The sequence below is a fragment of the Bradyrhizobium sp. USDA 4541 genome, from assembly GCF_024171085.1.
GTDB lineage: Bacteria > Pseudomonadota > Alphaproteobacteria > Rhizobiales > Xanthobacteraceae > Bradyrhizobium > Bradyrhizobium australafricanum.
This window is the reverse complement of sequence record NZ_JALJZF010000001.1, coordinates 4,968,559-4,988,689: the sequence shown is the minus strand read 5'-3', so window position 1 is coordinate 4,988,689 and position 20,131 is coordinate 4,968,559. Positions and strand designations below refer to the sequence as shown.

Here is a 20,131-nt window from a genome sequence, read left to right as displayed (position 1 = left end):
GACCTGTTGCCTGCAAGTCTTACCGCAGGTGCTTGCCCGCCCATGCCCGACGGTTGATGCATCCGTTGCGGCTGCTATACCGGATCGATCGGACAGCAGGCGGATGGACCCATCGTGAAAAACCTTCTCACCGATATTGCCGGCGTTGCCGTCGGCCATGCCGACGATCCCACGGTCGCCTCCGGTGTCACCGCCATCCTGTTCGAGCGGCCGGCGGTCGCCTCGATCGATGTCCGCGGTGGCGGTCCCGGGACCCGCGAGGAAGCGCTGCTTTCGCCGCACAACGTCGTCGAGGCGATCGACGCCATCGCGCTGTCCGGCGGCTCGGCGCACGGGCTCGATGCCGCCGGCGGCGTGCAGGCCTGGCTCGCCGAGCGCGGCCGCGGCTTCCGTATCCGCGACGCGGTGATCCCGATCGTGCCGGGCGCGATCTGCTTCGACCTGCTCAACGGCGGCAACAAGGCGTGGGGACGCTTTCCGCCCTATCGCGACCTCGGCTACGCGGCGGCCAATGCCGCCTCCGATGACTTCGAGCTCGGCAGCGTCGGCGCCGGCATGGGCGCGACCACGGCCAACCTGAAGGGCGGCCTCGGCTCGGCGTCCGACATGACCGACGACGGCGTGACGGTCGCGGCGCTCGCGGTGGTCAACGCGGTCGGCAGCGTCACGGTCGGCAGCGGCCCCTGGTTCTGGGCGGCGCCGTTCGAGGTCGGCGGTGAATTCGGCGGGCGCGGCCTGCCGCCCTCGTTCACGCCGGACATGCTAAAGGCGCGGCTGAAGGGCGGCGCCGACGCGCGCGCCGTCGAGAACACCACCCTCGTCGTCGTGGTGACCGATGCGCAGTTGACGAAGCCGCAGGCACGGCGGCTTGCGATGATCGCGCAGACCGGCATGGCGCGCGCGATCTATCCGGTGCACGCCCCGCTCGACGGCGACGTGGTGTTTGCCGCCGCGACCGGCGCCAGGCCGATCGATCCGCTGTTCGGCCTCACCAGGCTCGGTGCGCTCGCCGCCAACACGGTGGCGCGCGCCATCGCCCGCGGCGTCCATTCAGCGGCCGCGCTGCCATTCGCCGGCGCGCTACCGAGCTGGCGGGACAGATTCGGTTAGATCATCGCGCTTCTGGCTCTGCCGTCATTGCGAGCGAAGCGAAGCAATCCATCTGTCCGCACATGTGGACAGATGGATTGCTTCGTCGCTCCAGCGCAAAATTGCTTTGCAATTTTGTCGCCGAGCTCCTCGCAATGACGGAAATTACCAGTCTCGTCTTAAGCGCTGACCGAAATCGCAGCGAAGTCCTGCGCCGAGATCGCCTTCGCCTGGCGCTGGATCAGCTGCTCGACGATATTGTAGGACGAAGCCGCGTTGAGGGTCGCGGAGGATGTGGCCGGCGTCGTCATAGCCACCTTCGAGCCGTCGGCATAGGTCGTCGTCGTGGTGGTCGAGCCGTCGCTGTTGGTCACCGACGTCGAGGTCGCGCCGTCCAGCGCCTGCATCAAGGGATCGGAGCTCGATCCGCCCGCGCCGCTGCTGGATTCGTCGGTCGAGCCACTGGCCATGTGATGGCGATGATGGCCACCGCCCTTGTGGCCCTGCAAGGCCTGGGACATCTCGTCGAGGCTGACGTTACCGTCGCCATTGCTGTCGAGCTTGGAGAACACGTCGTCGGCCTGCGCCGTATTGGTGCCGCCGGCGCCGAGCGCGTTCTCGAATTCCGACTGGGTGATCTTGCCGTTGCCGTCGGCATCGATCTGCGAGAACAGGTCCTTGAGCGCATCCGAGCGGCTGGCCGCCGTCGGGCTGTTTGAAACCGCGGTCTGGGACTGGCTTTGCGCGGAAATCAGCGCGCCCATCGTCAGGGGCGAAATCTGCGGAGAGCCGCTGCCCGAGCCGGTACCGGTGCTGCTGCCGGCCGACGTCGATGTACCGGTCGAAGGGGCGAACAGGCCGGTGGTCTGATTCCCCTGACCAGAGCTGCCGGTCTTGGTCGTCGACTTCGACGACATCAGCGAGCTCAAGAGGTCAATGGCCGACGACGCAGCGCCAAGGGCGAACAGCATGGCAATACTCCAACAGGGCCGCGCCTGGCGGCTCAAACGCTGGTCAATGGCTGAGCAAAGGGCGTGCCATGGCAAAAACCCAGCAAAACCAGGCGTTCCCGCATCGAAGCGGGTTCCGCGCACCCGGCAAGAGCTGCCGCCGGCGGAAGAATTTTCCGGTCGCAGAGCGCCGTCCGCTCGTCATTGCCCGCCACGCGTCCGCATGTTAGGCGGACTCACCCGTCGCCCCCTGAAGTGTTCCGGAACAGCTGACATGACTCAGTCATTCACCCCGCGTCCCCTCGTTATCGCTCCGTCGATCCTGGCGTCGGATTTCTCAAAGCTCGGCGAGGAGGTCCGCGCCGTCGACCAGGCCGGCGCCGACTGGATCCATCTCGACGTGATGGACGGACACTTTGTGCCGAACATTTCCTATGGCCCCGACGTCATCAAGGCGATGCGGCCGCACACCAAAAAGATCTTCGACGCCCATCTGATGATCTCGCCCTGCGATCCCTACCTGGAGGCGTTCGCCAAGGCGGGCTGCGACCATATCACGGTGCATGCCGAGGCCGGCCCGCATTTGCACCGCTCGCTGCAGGCGATCCGCGCGCTCGGCAAGAAGGCCGGCGTCTCGCTCAATCCGGCAACGCCGGCGAGCGCGATCGAATATGTGCTCGACCTGATCGACCTCGTGCTGGTCATGTCGGTCAATCCCGGCTTCGGCGGCCAGGCCTTCATCCGCTCGGCGATCGGCAAAATCAGCGATGTCAGGGCGATGATCGCGGGCCGGCCGATCGACATCGAGGTCGACGGCGGCGTTGCACCCGACGTCGCGGGCCAGCTCGCGGCCGCCGGCGCCAACGCCTTTGTCGCGGGGTCCGCCGTGTTCAAGGGCGGCACGGTCGAGGCTTACAAGACCAACATCGCCGCGATCCGCCATGCGGCGGCCGAAGCTCGCGGCGAGGCGATCTGACGATCCGGGGAAACTAGAACAGTGCGGGCGGCGTGGCCGCGGCATTCGCCGCTTGCTCGGCCGCCTCATCGCTCTCGCCGTCGTCCGCTTGCGACGCCAGCCGCGACGGCCGCACCACGGTCACCGTGCACGGCGCTTCCCCCGCGACCCTGGCGGACACGCTGCCGAGCAGCGCGCGCCGCAGCGAGTTCTGCCGCGCGCCGATGATGATGTGGTCGACCAGGTTGACCGCGGCGAACTCGAGGATCGCGGCCGCCGGATCGATCGCCTCCAGCACATGCACGGTCAACCGCCCTTCCTCGAGCCCGAACGGCCGCGCCCAGTGCTGCAGCGCCACCAGGCGGTCGACATGCTTGTTCTGGCCCTGCTCGTCATGGGTGCGGTCGATCGCCAGGCGATTGAGCTTCAGCACATTCACGCAGGCGAGCCGCGCCGAGGGCGAGGTCGACAGCACCCGCTCGGCGGTGACGCGGATGGTGTCGTTCAGCGCCTCGGCACCCTCGCCGATATCGAGCGCGACGGCCACGATCGGGCTCGAGGCGAGCTGGGCCGCGACATCGGACTTCGGCCGCGGCGGCACCGCGCCGAGATTGAAGCGGCGGCGCCAGACCGTGCTGAGCGGATCGCGGCGCAGCCGCTGCGCCCGCGCCGTCAGCTTCACCTGATCGGGATGGCCGAGATCGAAGGCAAGCTGCGCCGCGGTCGGATAGCGCGCGGCGGGGTCGATCTCCAGGCAGCGCAGCACGATTTCCTGCAGCCAAGGCGGATAGTCGGGCTTCAGCTCGCGCGGCGGATAGGGATCGCGCCACAGCCGCCGGCGCATGCCGCGCAGGCTTTCGGTCTCGCCGAAGGGGCGGACGCCGGTGGTGAAGAAGTAGAGCAGCACGCCGAGCGAAAACAGATCGCTGCGCGGATCGTCGCGGACGCCGAGCAAGCGCTCCGGCGCCATGTAGGGCGCGGTGCCGTAAGGCAGCCGAAACTCCTCCTGCAACAGGTCGGGCAGATGCCGGTGATGCGAGAGGCCGAAATCGATCAGCACCGCCTCGCCGCGCTCGCGGAACATGATGCTGCTCGGCTTGATGTCGTGATGGATGACGTTCTGCCGGTGCAGGCTGGCGAGCGCGGTGGCGACCTTGCCGCCGATCACCCTCACCTCCTCATACGGCATCGGCAGCTCGCCGAGCCGCTTGTAGAGCGTCTGACCGGGGATGCGCTCCATCACCACATAGGCCTGGCGTTCGAAGTCGCCGGTGCCGAAACAGGCCGGCACGTGCGGCCCCGACAGCCGCGGCAGGATCATCTGCTCCATCTCGAAGCTGACGATCGCGGCCGGATCCTCGCCCTCCGAGGTGAGCGGCACCTTCATCAGCAGCGGCACGGTGATGCCGGGATGGGTGACGCTCCACAGCGTCGCCATGCCGCCGCGGTGCACGCGTTCGCCGATGGTGAAGCCATCGATCTCGGCGCCCGCCTGCATCGCCAGCGCCGCCATCGGCGTCACCGGCCGAGCGGCAGGCGGTCGGCGAGCCAGTGCGGCAGGCCGTTCGCCTTGATCCGCGCCGCCGCGGTTGCGACGTCGTAGGGCACGCGATGAAAGGTGATCTCGCGGCTTATGGTATCGAACATCGCAAACGACGCCGCGGGATCGCCGTCGCGCGGCTGGCCGACCGAGCCGAGCACCGCAAGCCAGCGCCGCCCCGGCAGCAACTGAACGGCGATGCCCGAAGTCGGAACGAAGCTCGTCATCTTGGCGGTCGAGGACATCGAATAGAGGCCGGGACGATGGATGTGGCCGCAGAACGTGATCTGCAGCTCGGTGGCCATCATGCTGCGCGCGGCGTCCGCGGTGTCGCGCACGTAGCGCCATTTCGCGGGCTCCGAAGCTTCGGAGTGCACGTAGAGCCGATTGTCCTCCTCCCGCGACATCGGAAGCTCGGCAAGGAACGCCTTCTGCTCGCCGCTGAGCCGGCCGCGGGTCCAGTCGATCGCAGCCTGCGCCTCGGCATTCATGCTGTCGCTCGGCACGCCGATCGCATTGTCATGATTGCCGCGCACCGCGATCGCGCCCTTGGCGACGAGGTCCATCACCGTGTCGACGGCCCATTCGGGATCGGCACCGTAGCCGACGATATCGCCGAGGCAGATCAGCCGCTCGGCGCCGCGCGCATGCGCAGCGTCGAGGCAGGCGGCGAAGGCCTGCCGGTTGGCGTGAATATCGGCAAACAGTGCAAGCCGCATCGTGGTCCGCGTTGCTGATCCCTATCCGATATCAAGCACATGCGGCCCCGGGCTCGCAATCGGGCCAAAGGCATCAGGTGGTCAGGGGATGTCGGCAGAAAGCTCAGCTAGGGCTTGCAGACCCGCAGGCCCTTCAGCAGCAGGGCCAGCAGCGCATCGATCCGCCCCGGGCATTCCGGCTTGGCCCATTCCTCAGCATGCGCCGGGTGATGGTAGCGGACGGTGGCGTCGAACACGGCACGGGCGGTCGCCTTCACATTGTCGATCTCGAACACGCCCTGCGCGACACCGTCGGAGAGGATTTTCGCGATCAGGTCGACCTGCTTGTCCTTGTAGGCTTCCACCACCTCGCGCGCGTCCTGCGCCAGCGCCAGGTAGGTCGCGAACATCTCGGGATCGTCGCAGACCTTCTTCTGCTTGATCGTGAAGGCGGTGCGCAACCATTGCTCCAGCCGCTCCGGCGCCGGGCCTTCGCCGGCTGCGATCTTGCACAGCGGCTCGTTGGCGCGGTCGAGCCAGCGCTTGGCGACGGCATCGCGCAGCGAGGCTTTGCTGGGGAAGTGACGGTAGACGCTGCCGTGGCTGACATCCAGCGCACGGGCAACGTCGACAACGGTGGCCTTGGTCAACCCGAAGCGCCTCAAGACATCCTCAGTTGCCTCAAGGATCCGCTCGGGTGTCAAAACCACCGCCTCGTTCATGCGTTTACCGTCTGGTTATCGCTGTCCTGCCCGCGGGTGAACTTGGCGGCCTGGGCGGCCAAGTGGCGAGCGACGCGAAGATTGAGCCACTGTTGAATCTGGGCGGTCAATTGAAAGATTTCTATGGTCATGGAGGTAGTCCTTCGAGGTAGTCAAATTAAGTCCGGCTCCCCGGCCAAACGCCGGAACAGCCACTGGGCGCCCTCCTCCCTTGGGCTGATGAATATATACACCATCCCGCTGACAGATTTCAATATCTGTCAGACAATATTTTGTGAAATGACAGCGGTCCTCCCGGGAAAGCCCCCGGCTGATGGGCGCTACAACGTTCCGTGAGCAGCGGGGGCGATCTGCCAATCCGCGCCTATCTCTCGCTCGGGGCTACCTGGGAGAGACTTGCATGGACCGGCCAATGACCTTGAAGGAGATCGCCAAGATCACCGCGGGCGCGGTGGTCTCGCTCGTCATTGTCGGGTGGCTGATGGTTCTTGCGATCGCATTCCTGACGGTGCTGTGAGCCCGCCTCACCGCGCCGGCCCCTCACCGGGCTTGGCGACGGAATCGAAAGGGGCCGCTTCACGCAGCGGCCCCTTTGCCGGGAAAATCGCTTCGGGATGAAATCTAGCCCCGGTTAGCCCCAAGACTACACACTTCAGGGAATTGAGGAATTCCGGATGATTACTGTCCATCCCGCTGACTGATTATTCCCGATCCCTATTTTTGTGCCACCCTCCCGGGGAGGCATCCTGCTATCGCTGCTCGTCCTTGGGCGGCATCCGGGGCGGCGGCAGCGGCGTGAACACCGACCCTTGCGCGCCGGCCGGCGGGGCCACGAACGTCCCCGTCGTGGAATCACCGCCGGTCGTCTCCAGGATCGTCTTCGGCGTGATGTACTCCCTGACGAAGTCGATGATGGTGCCGTCGCCGCCGCCGAAATCCGCCGCCCGTCCGCCTTGCGGGTGCCCGGCCTTGATCTCGTTCTCGGCGGTGTGGGTCTGCGCCGCCAGCGCGTCGCTATAGGGAATGCGGAAGGCGCGCGGGATCGCGCTCGGCCGGTTGTCCTCGTCAAGCTCCTCGACCCAGAGATAGATCGAGCCGGGGTCGCCCTCCAGCGAATGCGGCTCCACGATCCGCGTCGACAGCAGCTTGAAATTCGCCGGCAATTTTTCCGCGGACGCCCAGCCGAGCAGATCGCGCATGCCGCCGAAGCTGACGAAATAGAACGCGCTGGTCACGACGATGACGACAGCCTTCAGCGACCAGTGCAGCCGCGCATAGACCAGCACGATCAAGAGCAGCGCACCGACCACCGCGTATGCGACCGCAAGCGTGAGGATCGCCGACTGCAAGCTAATCATTGCGGAGCACCCTGACGCCGGATTTCGGGACGCCGGTGTTAGGATCGAGGTCGCCGCCGTTGCGCCAGCTGCTGCGGAAGGTCTCGAGCAGCGATTTCGGCCGCCGGTCGACGTTGATCACCTTGCCCTCGGCATCGAGACGAAACCTGACCGCGGTCTTCTCGTCGCCGGTGTGATCGACGGTCAGCTTGTCGTCGAAGATCACCTGCGCGGTCGGATTGAGCTTCTGCACCTTCACATTGGCCTGCACTGGCTGGCCGGTCGTCGCCTGGAAATGCGAGACGTTGACGGTGTATTCGCCGGCGACGACGCCGCGCAGCGTGACGATCTCCTCGCGGATCGGCGATGCGATCTTTTTGCCGTTGACCACGATGAAGTCGTTGGCGCCGCCGCGGTCGTCGCGATCGAGCGTCAGGAAGCCGGCCTCGCGATGCCGGTACCAGGCGATGTTGCCGGCCGGATCCTGCACGAACAAGTCGAGATCGTCAGGATGGTTGTCCGGCCAGTCCATCGTGATGATGAACTCCGCCTTGGATTCGATCTTGCCTTCCTTGGAGTCCGGCGACACCGCAAGCAGCGCCAAGAAGAACAGGAAGGCGATGACCTGCAGCGCCTTGAACAACATCACGCCGAGCGGATCGAACGGCTCCTCGCGCGGATAGAGCCCGAACTCATCCATCATGACGGCGTACCAAGGCGACGTTCGAGGGCCGGCGTGACGTGCGTCTCGGTCAGCACGACTGCGTCGGAAAACACCCGCTGGGTCGCGGAATCGAGCATGTAATACTGGATCCGGACCAGGATCGATCCGATCAGCCCGGCCAGCGTCGTGTACATCGCGACCGCCATGCCGTCGCTCATCAGGCCCATCGACGATTTCATCGCGACCTTGTCGGCGGCATCCAGCGAAGCGATCGGCGCCAGCATGATGATGAAGCCGATGATGGTGCCGAGCAGGCCGAGCTTCATCAGCGTGTCGGAGACGAAGGCGCCGAAGCCGTTGGACCCGCGCAGCCGGTCCGCCAGCGTCCGCAGCAGCAGGGTCTGGTCGATGCGCCCCTTGGCCTGCGCCTCGGCCTTCTGCACCAGGCTCTTGATGTGATCGGTGACGAGCCCGCCGGGCAGGCCGCGGGCATTTGATGCGAGCGCCCCCGATGCAAGGATCTTGGCGCCATCGGGCGCGGCGAGGATGGTGCGGCAGGAGCGCGCGACCTCGCCTTCCCGCGCGATCGCCCGCGTCCGCCAGAAGCAATGGATGCAGGTGACGATGTAAAGGACGGCGATGACGCTGGAAATGTAGGTGCGGTCGGAACTGATCATGAGGCGGATCAGCCCGTAGCGCCACAGCAGGAATGCGGCGAACACCGAAAGGCCGGTGAAGATCATCCAGAGCAGCAGGGCGCTGCGCTCTGCCGCGTCCGTGCCGGCCGATGCGGCCGCGACATCGACCTTGGCATCCATGCTGCGTGAGCTCCCTGTGTTCCGTGAGGCGCGGCGCGGGCCTCACCTTCCGTTAGAGCAGAGCCGGCCTGCGCCGTCCAAAGACATCTGCCCAGATTCCGTCAGGCAAATTTCCCGACCTGCGTAGCTTCGCATGCTTGCGATTGGCGGGGAACAGCGGTGCTGTTAGCATCGCACCTCTCGTTTGAGCATGACCAGCCGCTTCTCTCCGTTCCGGATCATGCTCTGGCCGTGGAGTGATCGCATGCGCCTTGTGCTTCAACTGGTCGCCCGCCTGCTCGTGATCGTCGCGCTATGCCTCGGCGCGGCCACCGTCTGGGCCACGATCGACGCCTATCGCAGTGTCGATCGTGCCACGCAGGCATCCGCCGAGCGGGTTTCGCAATCGCTCGAGGCGCTGTACTGGCGCGAATTGCTGCTGCGCAGCAACCGGATGCGCGAGCAATTGCTGCCGGCACCGGACTGGCGCACCATCGAAACCATGGGCCTGATCGCGCCCGGGATCTGCGTGCAGTTCGAACCGGCCGGCGCCTTCGAGAAGCCGCTCTGCGGCCAGAGCAAGGGGATCGGCAAGGCGCCGCCACGCTGGTTGGCGGCCACCGTGCAGATGATACTCGGCGATCACGCCACCGTGGAGCGGCCGATCAGCGCCCGCGCCGCGACCGCGGGAACCGTCCGCGCCATCGCCGATCCGGACGCCGCGATCGCGCTCGCCTGGCAGCACATCCTCGACAACATCCATGTCGCGCTGTTGATGGCCCTCGCCATCGCGCTGCTCGCTTCGCTTGCGATCGCGCACACGCTGGCGCCCGCCCACTCGATCGTGTCCGCGCTGCGGCGGATGGCCGACGGCGAGTACCGTACGCCGCTGCCGCGCGTCCGCTCGATGGAGCTCGCGATGATCGGGCGCGCCGTCAGCGATCTCGGCGACCGCCTCGCGCTTGCCGAGGAGGAACGCACGGTGCTGACCAGGCGGCTGCTCGAAATCCGCAACGACGAACGCCGCACGCTGGCGCGCGAGCTGCACGATGAGTTCGGCCAGAATCTCACCGCGATCCTCGCCTTCGCCAACACGATCGAGGCAAGCGCCGGAGACAAGTACGCCGCCGGCACCGAAATTGCACAGGATGCACGGATGATCTCGCAGGCGACGCGCCGCATCATGGCGTGCCTGCGCGATACACTGAACCGGCTGCGCCATCCGCCGGCCGAAGAGCTCGGGCTGGAGGCAAGCCTCGTCGATCTCGTCGACAGCTGGCGGTCGCGCACGGCGCAGCCGATGATCCAGCTCGATCTGCAGGGCGACCTTGCCGACATCAGCGGCACGGTCGCCGCCACCGCCTATCGCGTCGCGCAGGAATGCCTGACCAATGCGCTGCGCCACAGCTCGGCGCGCGAGATCGTGCTGCGGATCGAGCGGCGCACCGGAAGCGAGAACGCCCTGCTGGTGCGCGTCGAGGACGACGGCGGCGGCGATGCGGCCAAGGTGGCGCAATCCGCGGGCTTCGGCCTCACCGGCGTCAGCGAACGCGTCACAGCCCTCGGCGGCTCGCTGTCGATCGCGCGCGCCAGCCGCGGCCTGTCGGTCGCCGCCACGATCCCGCTCGCCGCCTGAGATGACAACCGTGACGACGACAACGGCGAAGATTCGGGGCATCTCGATCCTGCTGGTGGACGATCATCCGGTGGTCCGCCAGGGCTATCGGCGCGTGCTCGAGCATCAGGACGATTTCCACGTGGTCGCCGAAGCCGACAACGCCGCCAGTGCCTATCGCGCGTTCAAGTCGCACCAGCCGGACGTGGTGGTGATGGATATCTCGATGCCGGGTGCCAGCGGGCTGGAGGCGATCCGCAACATCCGCGCGCGCGACCCTGACGCGCGCATCCTCGTCTTCAGCATGCATAGCGAGGCGGCCCAGGTGAAAGCGGCATTCGGCTCCGGCGCCAGTGGCTTCGTCACCAAGGGCAGCGAACCGGCCGAGCTGATCGCGGCGATCCGCTCGGTGGCGCGCGGCGAGCATGCGATGAGCGACGACGTCGCCCGCGTGCTGGCGATGGAAAGCCTGGTGCCGACCCGATCGGCGCTCGACCAGCTCGGCGAGCGCGAGATCGAAATCCTCCGGCAGCTGGCCGCCGGCAGCACCAAGGAGCAGATCGCCGCCAACCTCAACCTCAGCACCAAGACCGTGCAGAACTATCACTACCTCATCAAGGCCAAGACCGGCATGCGGACCGACGCCCAGCTGGTCCGCCTCGCCGTCGAATGCGGGCTGGCGAATTTGTAGCCCGCTCCCGTAGCCCGGGTGAGCGCAGCGACACCCGGGGCTGGTTGTGCATATCCCCGGATATCGCTTGCGCTCATCCGGGATACTGACGCCATTCCCGCGTGACAAGTCGGCGGGTTACGCTACGCTGACCCGCCCACCAAAGTTCACAAGAAACGGACGCTCCCCATGCCCATCGTCAATCGCGTTGCCGCCCTCTCGGATGAAATGGCCGCCTGGCGCCATGACTTCCATGAGAATCCCGAACTGCTCTACGAAGTCCACCGCACCGCCGGCATCGTCGCCGACAGACTGCGCGAGTTCGGCTGCGACGAGGTGGCGACGGGGATCGGGCGCACCGGCGTGGTCGGCGTGATCCGCGGCCGCAAGTCCACTTCGGGAAAGACCATCGGCCTGCGCGCCGACATGGACGCGCTGCCGATCGCGGAGGCCTCGGGCGTCGCCTACGCCTCGAAGATTCCCGGCAAGATGCACGCGTGCGGCCATGACGGCCACACCGCAATGCTGCTCGGCGCCGCCAAATATCTCACCGAGACGCGCAATTTCGACGGCACCGCGGTCGTGATCTTCCAGCCCGCCGAGGAAGGCGGCGCCGGCGGCAAGGCGATGGTCGACGACGGGCTGATGACCCGGTGGGGCATCCAGGAGGTCTACGGCCTGCACAACATGCCCGGCCTGCCCGAGGGTTACTTCGCGACGACGCCGGGCCCGATGCTGGCCTCGTCAGACACGTTGAAGATCGTGGTCCACGGCAAGGGCGGCCACGCCGGCGCCGCCCCGCACGAGGCGGTCGACAGCGTGCTGATCGGCGCCCAGATCATCAATGCGTTGCAGTCGATCGTATCGCGCAATGTCGACCCGCTGAAATCGGCGGTCATCTCGATCACCATGTTCGAGGCCGGCACCGCGTTCAACGTGATCCCGGAGACCGTGACGCTGGGCGGCACCGTGCGCACGCTCGATCCCGGTGTGCGCGACCTGGTCGAGCGCCGGATCGGCGAGGTCGCCTCCAGCATCGCCAAGGCCTATGGCGGCTCGGCCGAGACGGATTATGGACGCATGTATCCGGTGACGTTGAACCACGCGCGCGAGGCCGGCGTCGCCGCCGAGGTCGCCCGCGATGTGGTCGGCGCCGACCGCGTCAACGACAATCTGGTGCCGGTGATGGGCGCCGAGGATTTCGCCTTCATGCTGGAAGCGCGACCCGGCGCGTTCGTCTTCCTCGGCATGGGCGACGGTCCGATGTGCCACCACCCCGCCTACAAGTTCAACGACAACATCCTCGGCCACGGCGCCTCCTACTGGGTGCGGCTGGTCGAGAAGCAGATGCCGGCGGGCTAGCGCCGCTCGTGCAGCCACGGCCCGGTCGCCCGCTTCGCGACCGGGCCGCCAGCTTTCACAAGCGCGGCTGCTGCTGCGTCACGCAGTGGATGCCGCCGCCACCGGCGGCGATGCCGTCGATATCGAGCTGGATGATTTCCCGGTCGGGGTACAGGTCGCGCAGCTTGTCGCGCGCGTTGCGGTCCGCTGCCGCATCACCGAATTCCGGCGCGATCACGGCACCGTTGCAAACGTAGAAATTGATGTAGCCGGCGGCGAAGCCGTCGTCGTTTCCGTACTTTGGACGGACCGTCGACGGTCCCTGCAACTCCACGACCTTCAGGTGTCGACCTCTTGCGTCTGTCGACTTGCGCAGGATTGCCAGGTGTTCTCTCGTCACCTCGTAATCGTCGAACGACGTATCCATCTCCAGGCCCGCGACAACGACGCCCGGGCTGGTGAAGCGCGCGTAGAAATCGGTATGGCCGTCGGTAATGTCGTCTTTGTTGTGACAGCCGGGTAGCCAGATGATCTCCTGCAGCCCGAGCAGGCGGAAGAGTTCAGCCTCGCATTCATCCTTCGTCAAACCAGGATTGCGATTGTCGTTGAGAACACAGCTTTTGGTGATGATCGCTGTCCCCTCGCCGTCGACTTCGATGCCGCCGCCCTCCAGCTTCGGGCCGGCCTTGATGAACTCAGCTTGCGCAAGCTCGGCCACACGTTCCGCGATCTTGGCATCATGCGCATGCCTTTGTTTCCCGCCCCAGCCGTTGAAGTTGAAGCCGACGGCTCCGAGTTGCCCTGACGGGTTCGTTACAAAGACCGGTCCGGTGTCCCTGATCCAGATGTCGTCGAGCGGTTGAACAACGAGGTTCACCCGAGGGCCGCATAGCCGCGCGGCAATATCGTAGTCTTCCTTGCGCACCAGCATGTTCACGGGCTCATGAGCCGCGATCTCCTTCGCGACCAGGGCGAGGTTTTCCCTGACCACCGGAAGCAGCCGCTGCTTGCGCCAGATCTTAGTGTCGTGCGCGAACGCCATCCAGGTGGCGACATGCAAAGCGCTCTCGTCCGGCATCCGCCAACGGCGGTCAGCGTCCGGTGCGGAGTTTCTCATGTGGACAAACCGGCTTGGTCCGCCGCGCCCGTCCCCACCATCCGCGCGGCGACACGGTCGCGCTTGACGAAGTGGTGGAAGGCGACCGCGGCGAGGTGCAGCACGATCAGCGCCAGCAAGACATAGGCGAAGAAGATGTGGCGATCCTCAAAGGCATCCGCCGCCGCCTTGTCGGGCGAGGTGATCTGGGGAACGTGAAACAGGCCGAAGAAGCTCGAATAATCCTGGGCGCGGGCGCCGGAATGCGCCCACCCCAGCATCGCCACCAGGAGGGTGACGGCGTAGAGCGCGCCGTGGCTGACCCGGGCGGCGATCCGCTGCCAGGAGGGCATCTCGGCCGGCAGCGCCGGCGTCGGGTTGACGCCGCGCCAGACCAGCCGCAGCACGGTGAGCAGCAGCACCAGGTAGCCGATATCGGCGTGGATCGAGCGGTAGAAGAACTTGTCCGCCCGCGCCGGGACGTGGTTCATCCACCAGCCATAGGCCAGCATGCCGATGATGGCGATGCCGAGCACCCAGTGGAACGCGCGGGCGAGCGAGCCCCAGCTCGCGGCGGTATTGCGGATCATGTCGCGTGGCCCCCTTGCGGCCGCATTTTTGGATTTCACACGTCGCAGCAATAGTTTGCCGTGATACTTGCAGCTATCGGTCAAGGCCATGTGAAATTCCCGGCTTCACCGCCTTTTGTCGGCCGAAGCGGCCGGATAGCCAAAAACAACTGAATGGTAACCCTGCTTCGGATAGAGTTTTCGCGTGTCCACTCCCCCGACCATCCTTGTGTTCGATTCCGGTCTCGGCGGCCTCACCGTGCTGCGCGAGATCGTCCGCGCCCGGCCCGACGCGCATTACGTCTATGTCGCCGACGACGCCTTCTTCCCCTATGGCCATCACGGCGAGGACGAGATCATCGCCCGCGTGGTGCCGCTGGTCGGTGAGCTGATCGCGGCCCACGCGCCCGACCTCGTCGTGATCGCCTGCAACACGGCGTCCACGCTGGTCATGGCGCATTTGCGCGACGCCTATCCTTTGCCCTTCGTCGGCACCGTGCCGGCGATCAAGCCGGCCTGCGCCTCGTCGAAAACGAAGCGCGTGTCGGTGCTCGGCACAAGGGGCACCGTGAAGCGCGAATATACCCGCAAGCTGATCTCGGACTTTGCGCAAGGCTGCGAGGTGACGCTGGTCGGCTCCGGCGAGCTCGCTTCGCTGGCGGAGGCCGCCCTCAGCGGCGAGAGGGTGCGCGACGAGGATATCGCGGCCGAGCTCGCGCCCTGCTTCGTCGGCGATGGCGCCCATGACCCCGCCCGCACTGACACCGTCGTGCTCGCCTGCACGCATTATCCGCTGCTGCTGGAGCGCCTCAGGAGGCTCGCGCCCTGGCCGGTCGACTGGATCGATCCGGCGCCGGCGATCGCACGCCGCGTCGCCGACCTGCTCGGCCCGGCAGGCTCGGAGAGTGACCAGGCCGGCGCCGAGATGATCTTCACATCGAAGCGCCCGCACGCGCTGACGGAAGCGCTGACGCCATTCTTCGGCGGCCGCGTGCCGGCCTGATCCTTTTCGCCGTCACAACGCGCTGCTAGCCTCTGCTCTCCTTCGAGGGAGGCCAAATTTGACCGCAGCCCCGCTGACACCGCTCAATCGCCTGCGCGAGGCGTGGCGCGACAAGCGCCCGACCTTCGGCGCGATCGCGACCATTCCGAGCATCCAGACCGTGCAGATCATGGCGCAGTCGTTGGACTGGATCATCGTCGATCTCGAGCACGGCCCGATCGATCTCGGCACCGCCCATGCGATGATCGTGGCGACCTCGGGCACGCCCTGCGTGCCGATGGTGCGGATCGCCGCCAACGAGCCGCATCTCGCCAAGGCACCGATGGACATCGGCGCGCTCGGCATCAATTTTCCGATGATCTGCAACGCAAGCGATGCGGTGAAGGCGGTGCGCAGCGTGCGCTATCCGCCGCAAGGCGACCGGCTCTGGGGACCGTTCCATGCGCCGTTCCGCTGGGGCGTCTCGATGAACGACTATATGGCGACCGCTGACGACGACATGATCTGCATGATCACGATCGAGCACGTCGATGCCGTCAACCGCATCGACGAGATCATGGCGACACCGGGCATCGACCTCGCGGTGATTGGCCCCGGCGATCTCGCCACCTCGATCAACAAGCGCGGCCTGCCCGACGATCCCGAAGTGGTCGCGCTGATGCAGCGCGCCGAACAAGGCATCATGAAGAGCGGCGTGCCGATCGGCGGCGTCGCGCGCACCGCCGAACAGGCCAATGCGATGATCGACCGCGGCTACCTCGCGCTCGCACTCGGCTTCGACTGGTCGCTGTTCCAGCGCGGCATTGCGGCTGTGTTCGCGGGGATCAAGCGGTAGGCGTCAAACGCGGCCGCGCGGCGCTCCGCTTGTTCACAGCTGCCGGCGAGCAGGTTCCAGTCACGTCGTGAAGGAACCGCGGGCGCAACTTCCTGCATCGCGCCTGCGACGGAGTGAACGATGCGTGTCGCCGATACGGCTCGTTCGCCTGAGTAGCTCATGAATAAGCGGCACAAACCCGCGCTGTTCGATGAACGGACTAATCCCAACGTCGCAAGTGCACATCACATATCGCCCGCTTTCCGCCGCGATTCCGCGCTGCTAGAGATTCGCGGGTTGGGAGGAAAATCCATGTTCAGGAAATTATTGCTTGGTCTCACTGTGATTGCCCTTGCCGGTGCCGGCGCTGCGCTGGCGCAGCAGAGCGGCATCAAGCGGACGCCGCTGCAGAAGGTCGATTTTCCGACAGGCTACAACACGATCACCGCGATCGCCGAGGTTCCGGCCGTAGGTGCGTCGGGGCGTCACACCCATCCCGGCGCTGAAACCGGCTATGTGCTCGAAGGCGAGCTCGAGCTTCTGACCGACGGCAAACCGCCGCTGAGCTGAAGGCGGGCGATTCCTACCAGATCCCGGAAGGCGCGGTGCACGACGCCAAGACGTCCGGCGACAAGCCGCTCAAGGTGCTCGGCGTCTATGTGGTCAAGGCCGGCGAGCCGTTGGCAAAACCCGCGCCGTGAGCAGAACCCTTTGGTCTCCGACCAGTTGGTTCATCTGAGCTCCAATGCGGCGAGCAACCATTTGAGCTCGCCGGGCCTTTGATTTTTTGCCTGTTTGCTAAGGAACTGAACCGAACGGATGCGCGGTAAATTTCGTCAGATTTCATTGCCGCGCCGTCTCGTCGCCGATCTGATGCATGCATCGGCCGGCGTGCCGCTGGTCTCCCTGAAGCGCACCCTGAACGTGCGGGCAATCGTCGAGGCTCGTGCACGTGCGGCGCAGGCACCGGGCTGGGCCGCCATCTTCGTCAAGGCATTCGCGCTGGTCGCCAGGACCGAGCCGACGTTACGCACGCTGCACGTCAAATGGCCGTGGCCTTGCCTCTACGAGTTGCCGCGCAGCGTCGGCATGGTGGCGATTGCCCGCGTTGAGAAGGGCGAGGATTGCGTGCTGTTCGAGCGCATCTGTGCCGCCGACGAGATGCCGCTCGCCGAGGTCGACGCGCTGATCCGCCGCGCCAAGACCGCGCCGCTGCACGAAATCCCCTCGTTCCGCAAAATGCTCTGCGTGACGCGCCTGCCGCTTCCGCTGCGCCGCCTGGCGTGGACGATCGGGATGAATTTTGGCCGGCAGCGCGCCAATTTCTGCGGCAGTTTTGGCGTGACCTCGGTCGCGGCCTATGGCCCCGGCGAGTTGCACGCGCTGAGCCCAGGGCCATTCCTGTTGAGCTACGGCGTGATCAGGCCGGACCACACTGTCGACTTGGTGCTGCGCTGGGACCATCTGGTCTGCGACGCCGCCCTGATCGCGCAGACCTTGATCCGCCTCGAGCAGGTGCTGGGCGGCGAAATCGCCGCGGAACTGGGCGCGGGCCGGCCGCAAGCCGATGCCCGGCTGGTCCGGGCGGCCGGAAGCCGCCTCTGAGGGGCAAAATCGGCGAATTTTGACGCCAATTCGGCCCAAAATGCCCTGCGTTTTGTTTGACAGAACCGGACTTTCTCCTTAAGACCACCTTGCTCGCGGGCCGGTTTTCGGCCCGCGATGCGTTTCGCGACCCGTGGTCCTCCCCGAGCTTTCGAGGCGGACCTGTCGGTACAGGCCTTTTGGCCGGTACACAGGAGGGCGCGTCTCCTCAAACCCTAGACTGACAAAACGCCGGGCGCTGGGTGCGACGGCTGTACAAAGAGGACGCGATGACAAAGCGCAGTGAGGCGAAGTACAAGATCGATCGCCGCATGGGCCAGAATATCTGGGGCCGCCCGAAGAGCCCCGTGAACCGCCGCGAATACGGCCCCGGCCAGCACGGCCAGCGCCGCAAGGGCAAGCTCTCCGACTTCGGCGTGCAGCTGCGCGCCAAGCAGAAGCTCAAGGGCTACTACGCCAACATTTCCGAGCGCCAGTTCCACGGCATCTATGTCGAAGCCAGCCGCCTGAAGGGCGACACCGGCGAGAACCTGATCGGCCTCCTGGAGCGCCGTCTCGACACCGTGGTCTACCGCGCCAAGTTCGTCTCCACGATGTTCGCCGCGCGCCAGTTCATCAACCACGGCCACATCAAGGTGAACGGCCGCAAGGTCAACATCGGCAGCTACAAGCTGAAGGTCGGCGACCTCATCGAGGTCAAGGACTCCTCCAAGCAGCTGACGCCGGTGCTGGAAGCGGCCCAGCTCCCTGAGCGTGACGTGCCCGACTTCATCGAGGTCGATCACTCCAAGATGACCGCGACGTTCGCGCGCACCCCCGGCCTCTCGGACGTGCCATTCCCGGTGCAGATGGAGCCGCATCTGATCGTCGAATTCTATTCGCGCTGATCACTGCAGCATTGCGATATCCGAAAGGCCCCGGTTTTGCCGGGGCCTTTTTGTTTGCCCACAAGACGACTATGATATTCGAGACTTGGCAGATGACTGCCCGCTGAGGTTTCTTGCCGATGACCCGGTTACTGGAACAGGCCTTCGAGACAGTTTCAAACTTGCCTGACACAGAGCAGGACGAGCTCGCGCGCATCATGCTGCAGCTTGCCGGCGTCGACCAACCACCGCTTCAGCTCGCGCCGGAAGAAGACGCCGATCTGGCTGAAGCCGACTCCGAGATTGCACGCGGCGAGCTGGCAACGGCCGAGGAAGTCCGTGCGATGTGGGCAAAGCACGGGCTGTGAGCGTCCGTTACACGCGACGCGCTCTTGTTCAGATTGATCAGGCACTCTCCTATATCGAGACACGATCGCCCCAGGGGGCGGTCGACGTGCGGGACCGCATCTTGGCACTTGTCACGCTGCTGCAAGAGCAGCCGCGCGCAGGGCGCCCGACAAGCCGCTCAGGCGTCCGCCGGCTTTCGGCGACACCTTATCCCTACCTGATCGACTATCGCGTGACGCCCACCGAGATCATCATTATGCGGTTTCGTCACGCTGCCCGGAGGCCTATACGCTAGCGGCGATTCCGCACGCCAGCGGAGCGATGAGGAAAGCCCATGCACTACACCCCTGCCCGGCCCGATCCCAAGGCCCCGCCCGTCCGCATCAACCTTCTGTCCGATACGCAGACCAGGCCGACGCCGGCGATGCGCGAGGCGATGGCGAAGGCGGAGGTCGGCGACGAGCAGGTCGGCGACGATCCGACCACCAATGAGCTCTGCGCCCGCGTCGCCGATCTGCTCGGCAAGGAGGCTGCCGTCTTCATGCCGTCGGGCACCATGTGCAACGTCGCGGCGACGCTGGCCTATTGCCGCCCCGGCGACGAGATTTTGGCGCATGCGACCGCGCATATCATTGCGCGCGAGGGCGGCGCCCATGCCGCGCTCGGCGGTTTCCAGATCACGCAGCTACCGGGCGATGACGGCCAGTTCACGCCTGAGACCTTCCAGGCCGCGCTGCATCCGCGCACCCGCTACCAGCCGCCGCAGGTGCTCGTCAGCGTCGAGCAGACCGCCAATATCGGTGGCGGCACGATCTGGAAGAAGGCGGCGCTCGACGAAGTCGTGCGTACCGCCAAGGCCCACGGCCTTGTCACCCACATGGACGGCGCGCGGCTGCTCAATGCGACTGTGGCGTCCGGCATCACGCCGCGCGACATGACGGCGGGCTGGGATTCCGCCTGGATCGATTTCTCCAAGGGCCTCGGCGCGCCGATCGGCGGCGTGATCGCCGGCACCCGCGCCTTCATCGACGATGTCTGGCGCTGGAAGCAGCGGCTCGGCGGCTCGATGCGGCAGTCCGGCGTCTGCGCCGCCGCCTGCATCCATGCGCTCGATCACCATGTCGACCGCCTCGCCGACGACCATGCCAATGCGCGGGCGCTGGCGCGCGGCCTGTCGCAGATCAACGGCATCGCGGTGCAGGCGCCGGAGACCAACCTCGTCTTCTTCAAGCCCGACGGCGCCGGCGTCTCAGGCGACAAGATGGTCGCCGAGCTGCGCAAGCGCGGCGTGACCCTGGCGATGATGGACGGCCGGATCAGGGCCTGCACGCATCTCGATGTCACCGCGGCGATGATCGAGGAAGCGGTCGGACACGTCAGGGACATCGTGCGCGCGGCGTAACTCCCGTAGCCCAGATTGCGCTTCGCTTCATCCGGGCTTCGAAGCTGAAT

General features: G+C 66.0%; 22 protein-coding genes and 1 pseudogene. 13 read left to right on the top strand and 10 right to left on the bottom strand.

Going from position 1 to position 20,131, the window contains the following annotated elements:
• Positions 1-114 precede the first annotated feature (114 nt).
• Positions 115-1,110 (top strand): P1 family peptidase, encoded by a 996-nt coding sequence (locus J2R80_RS23460; RefSeq protein WP_076828508.1) that lies wholly within the window; start codon positions 115-117, stop codon positions 1,108-1,110.
• Between the two features lie 158 nt (positions 1,111-1,268).
• On the opposite strand, the gene J2R80_RS23455 is transcribed toward J2R80_RS23460, so the two are convergent.
• Positions 1,269-2,060: an EF-hand domain-containing protein gene (locus J2R80_RS23455; RefSeq protein WP_076828506.1), complete on the bottom strand. Its 792-nt coding sequence runs from the start codon at positions 2,058-2,060 to the stop codon at positions 1,269-1,271.
• A 253-nt stretch (positions 2,061-2,313) separates the two neighbouring features.
• On the opposite strand from J2R80_RS23455, the gene rpe reads away from it, so the two are divergent.
• On the top strand, positions 2,314-3,015 hold the full coding sequence (gene rpe / locus J2R80_RS23450) for a ribulose-phosphate 3-epimerase (protein WP_076828504.1): 702 nt from the start codon (positions 2,314-2,316) through the stop codon (positions 3,013-3,015).
• 13 nt (positions 3,016-3,028) lie between these two features.
• Here the strand turns inward: rpe and J2R80_RS23445 are convergent, their stop codons facing one another.
• The 7 genes from J2R80_RS23445 to J2R80_RS23420 all read right to left on the bottom strand — a co-directional run bounded on the left by J2R80_RS23445 (position 3,029) and on the right by J2R80_RS23420 (position 8,773).
• Positions 3,029-4,507 carry a bifunctional serine/threonine-protein kinase/universal stress protein gene (locus J2R80_RS23445; RefSeq protein WP_076828502.1) on the bottom strand — a complete coding sequence of 493 codons (1,479 nt, stop codon included), beginning with the start codon at positions 4,505-4,507 and terminating at the stop codon, positions 3,029-3,031.
• A gap of 5 nt (positions 4,508-4,512) precedes the next feature.
• The gene (locus tag J2R80_RS23440) at positions 4,513-5,253 is read right to left on the bottom strand and encodes a metallophosphoesterase (protein WP_076828500.1); all 741 of its coding nucleotides are present in this window, start codon (positions 5,251-5,253) and stop codon (positions 4,513-4,515) included.
• A gap of 107 nt (positions 5,254-5,360) precedes the next feature.
• Entirely contained in the window at positions 5,361-5,954 is a 594-nt protein-coding gene (locus tag J2R80_RS23435; RefSeq protein WP_076828498.1) for a TetR family transcriptional regulator, read from the bottom strand.
• The gene (locus J2R80_RS43300; RefSeq protein WP_016843141.1) at positions 5,951-6,085 is read right to left on the bottom strand and encodes a hypothetical protein; all 135 of its coding nucleotides are present in this window, start codon (positions 6,083-6,085) and stop codon (positions 5,951-5,953) included. The genes J2R80_RS23435 and J2R80_RS43300 overlap by 4 nt, the downstream gene beginning before the upstream one ends.
• A gap of 618 nt (positions 6,086-6,703) precedes the next feature.
• Positions 6,704-7,312, bottom strand: a complete 609-nt coding sequence (locus tag J2R80_RS23430; protein WP_076828497.1) for a hypothetical protein — start codon at positions 7,310-7,312, stop codon at positions 6,704-6,706.
• Entirely contained in the window at positions 7,305-7,994 is a 690-nt protein-coding gene (locus J2R80_RS23425) for a hypothetical protein (RefSeq protein WP_076828495.1), read from the bottom strand. The genes J2R80_RS23430 and J2R80_RS23425 overlap by 8 nt, the downstream gene beginning before the upstream one ends.
• Positions 7,991-8,773 carry a MotA/TolQ/ExbB proton channel family protein gene (locus tag J2R80_RS23420; RefSeq protein ID WP_253607960.1) on the bottom strand — a complete coding sequence of 261 codons (783 nt, stop codon included), beginning with the start codon at positions 8,771-8,773 and terminating at the stop codon, positions 7,991-7,993. The genes J2R80_RS23425 and J2R80_RS23420 overlap by 4 nt, the downstream gene beginning before the upstream one ends.
• A 244-nt stretch (positions 8,774-9,017) precedes the next feature.
• On the opposite strand from J2R80_RS23420, the gene J2R80_RS23415 reads away from it, so the two are divergent.
• From J2R80_RS23415 to J2R80_RS23405, 3 genes are all read left to right on the top strand, one after another.
• Positions 9,018-10,388, top strand: coding sequence for a histidine kinase (locus tag J2R80_RS23415; RefSeq protein WP_253639480.1), 1,371 nt, complete (start codon positions 9,018-9,020; stop codon positions 10,386-10,388).
• A 1-nt stretch (position 10,389) separates the two neighbouring features.
• Positions 10,390-11,058 carry a response regulator transcription factor gene (locus J2R80_RS23410; protein ID WP_076828491.1) on the top strand — a complete coding sequence of 223 codons (669 nt, stop codon included), beginning with the start codon at positions 10,390-10,392 and terminating at the stop codon, positions 11,056-11,058.
• 168 nt (positions 11,059-11,226) lie between these two features.
• The gene (locus tag J2R80_RS23405) at positions 11,227-12,399 is read left to right on the top strand and encodes a M20 aminoacylase family protein (RefSeq protein ID WP_253639479.1); all 1,173 of its coding nucleotides are present in this window, start codon (positions 11,227-11,229) and stop codon (positions 12,397-12,399) included.
• A 55-nt stretch (positions 12,400-12,454) separates the two neighbouring features.
• On the opposite strand, the gene J2R80_RS23400 is transcribed toward J2R80_RS23405, so the two are convergent.
• Together J2R80_RS23400 and J2R80_RS23395 are read right to left on the bottom strand one after the other, a co-directional pair.
• Positions 12,455-13,495, bottom strand: a complete 1,041-nt coding sequence (locus tag J2R80_RS23400; protein WP_076828487.1) for an agmatine/peptidylarginine deiminase — start codon at positions 13,493-13,495, stop codon at positions 12,455-12,457.
• A complete protein-coding gene (locus tag J2R80_RS23395; protein WP_076828485.1) occupies positions 13,492-14,064 on the bottom strand; it encodes a cytochrome b in 573 nt (190 codons plus the stop codon). Before J2R80_RS23395 ends, J2R80_RS23400 begins: the two co-directional genes overlap by 4 nt.
• 184 nt (positions 14,065-14,248) lie before the next feature.
• On the opposite strand from J2R80_RS23395, the gene murI reads away from it, so the two are divergent.
• From murI to J2R80_RS23355, 8 genes and pseudogenes are all read left to right on the top strand, one after another.
• A complete protein-coding gene (murI, locus tag J2R80_RS23390) occupies positions 14,249-15,046 on the top strand; it encodes a glutamate racemase (protein ID WP_076828483.1) in 798 nt (265 codons plus the stop codon).
• A 58-nt stretch (positions 15,047-15,104) separates the two neighbouring features.
• Positions 15,105-15,881 (top strand): HpcH/HpaI aldolase/citrate lyase family protein, encoded by a 777-nt coding sequence (locus J2R80_RS23385; protein ID WP_076828481.1) that lies wholly within the window; start codon positions 15,105-15,107, stop codon positions 15,879-15,881.
• A 291-nt stretch (positions 15,882-16,172) separates the two neighbouring features.
• A pseudogene (locus J2R80_RS23380) lies at positions 16,173-16,561 on the top strand (cupin domain-containing protein).
• Positions 16,562-16,679: 118 nt separating this feature from the next.
• Positions 16,680-17,465 (top strand): acyltransferase, encoded by a 786-nt coding sequence (locus J2R80_RS23375; protein ID WP_076828479.1) that lies wholly within the window; start codon positions 16,680-16,682, stop codon positions 17,463-17,465.
• 269 nt (positions 17,466-17,734) lie between these two features.
• The gene (gene rpsD / locus J2R80_RS23370; protein ID WP_076828559.1) at positions 17,735-18,352 is read left to right on the top strand and encodes a 30S ribosomal protein S4; all 618 of its coding nucleotides are present in this window, start codon (positions 17,735-17,737) and stop codon (positions 18,350-18,352) included.
• Between the two features lie 119 nt (positions 18,353-18,471).
• Positions 18,472-18,699, top strand: coding sequence for a hypothetical protein (locus tag J2R80_RS23365; protein ID WP_076828477.1), 228 nt, complete (start codon positions 18,472-18,474; stop codon positions 18,697-18,699).
• Entirely contained in the window at positions 18,678-18,974 is a 297-nt protein-coding gene (locus J2R80_RS23360; RefSeq protein ID WP_076828475.1) for a type II toxin-antitoxin system RelE/ParE family toxin, read from the top strand. The genes J2R80_RS23365 and J2R80_RS23360 overlap by 22 nt, the downstream gene beginning before the upstream one ends.
• 39 nt (positions 18,975-19,013) lie before the next feature.
• Complete coding sequence (locus tag J2R80_RS23355; protein ID WP_076828474.1) at positions 19,014-20,081, top strand: low specificity L-threonine aldolase; 1,068 nt, start codon at positions 19,014-19,016, stop codon at positions 20,079-20,081.
• Positions 20,082-20,131: the final 50 nt, after the last annotated feature.

Excerpts from the sequence above, each read along its gene's own strand:
- J2R80_RS23455 (WP_076828506.1), bottom strand. The coding sequence starts at position 2,060 with ATGCTGTTCGCCCTTGGCGCTGCGTCGTCGGCCATTGACCTCTTGAGC.
- rpe (WP_076828504.1), top strand. The coding sequence starts at position 2,314 with ATGACTCAGTCATTCACCCCGCGTCCCCTCGTTATCGCTCCGTCGATC.
- J2R80_RS23445 (WP_076828502.1), bottom strand. The coding sequence starts at position 4,507 with ATGGCGGCGCTGGCGATGCAGGCGGGCGCCGAGATCGATGGCTTCACC.
- J2R80_RS23440 (WP_076828500.1), bottom strand. The coding sequence starts at position 5,253 with ATGCGGCTTGCACTGTTTGCCGATATTCACGCCAACCGGCAGGCCTTC.
- J2R80_RS23435 (WP_076828498.1), bottom strand. The coding sequence starts at position 5,954 with ATGAACGAGGCGGTGGTTTTGACACCCGAGCGGATCCTTGAGGCAACT.
- J2R80_RS43300 (WP_016843141.1), bottom strand. The coding sequence starts at position 6,085 with ATGACCATAGAAATCTTTCAATTGACCGCCCAGATTCAACAGTGGCTC.
- J2R80_RS23430 (WP_076828497.1), bottom strand. The coding sequence starts at position 7,312 with ATGATTAGCTTGCAGTCGGCGATCCTCACGCTTGCGGTCGCATACGCG.
- J2R80_RS23425 (WP_076828495.1), bottom strand. The coding sequence starts at position 7,994 with ATGATGGATGAGTTCGGGCTCTATCCGCGCGAGGAGCCGTTCGATCCG.
- J2R80_RS23420 (WP_253607960.1), bottom strand. The coding sequence starts at position 8,773 with ATGGATGCCAAGGTCGATGTCGCGGCCGCATCGGCCGGCACGGACGCG.
- J2R80_RS23415 (WP_253639480.1), top strand. The coding sequence starts at position 9,018 with ATGCGCCTTGTGCTTCAACTGGTCGCCCGCCTGCTCGTGATCGTCGCG.
- J2R80_RS23410 (WP_076828491.1), top strand. The coding sequence starts at position 10,390 with ATGACAACCGTGACGACGACAACGGCGAAGATTCGGGGCATCTCGATC.
- J2R80_RS23405 (WP_253639479.1), top strand. The coding sequence starts at position 11,227 with ATGCCCATCGTCAATCGCGTTGCCGCCCTCTCGGATGAAATGGCCGCC.
- J2R80_RS23400 (WP_076828487.1), bottom strand. The coding sequence starts at position 13,495 with ATGAGAAACTCCGCACCGGACGCTGACCGCCGTTGGCGGATGCCGGAC.
- J2R80_RS23395 (WP_076828485.1), bottom strand. The coding sequence starts at position 14,064 with ATGATCCGCAATACCGCCGCGAGCTGGGGCTCGCTCGCCCGCGCGTTC.
- J2R80_RS23375 (WP_076828479.1), top strand. The coding sequence starts at position 16,680 with ATGCGCGGTAAATTTCGTCAGATTTCATTGCCGCGCCGTCTCGTCGCC.
- rpsD (WP_076828559.1), top strand. The coding sequence starts at position 17,735 with ATGACAAAGCGCAGTGAGGCGAAGTACAAGATCGATCGCCGCATGGGC.
- J2R80_RS23365 (WP_076828477.1), top strand. The coding sequence starts at position 18,472 with ATGACCCGGTTACTGGAACAGGCCTTCGAGACAGTTTCAAACTTGCCT.
- J2R80_RS23355 (WP_076828474.1), top strand. The coding sequence starts at position 19,014 with ATGCACTACACCCCTGCCCGGCCCGATCCCAAGGCCCCGCCCGTCCGC.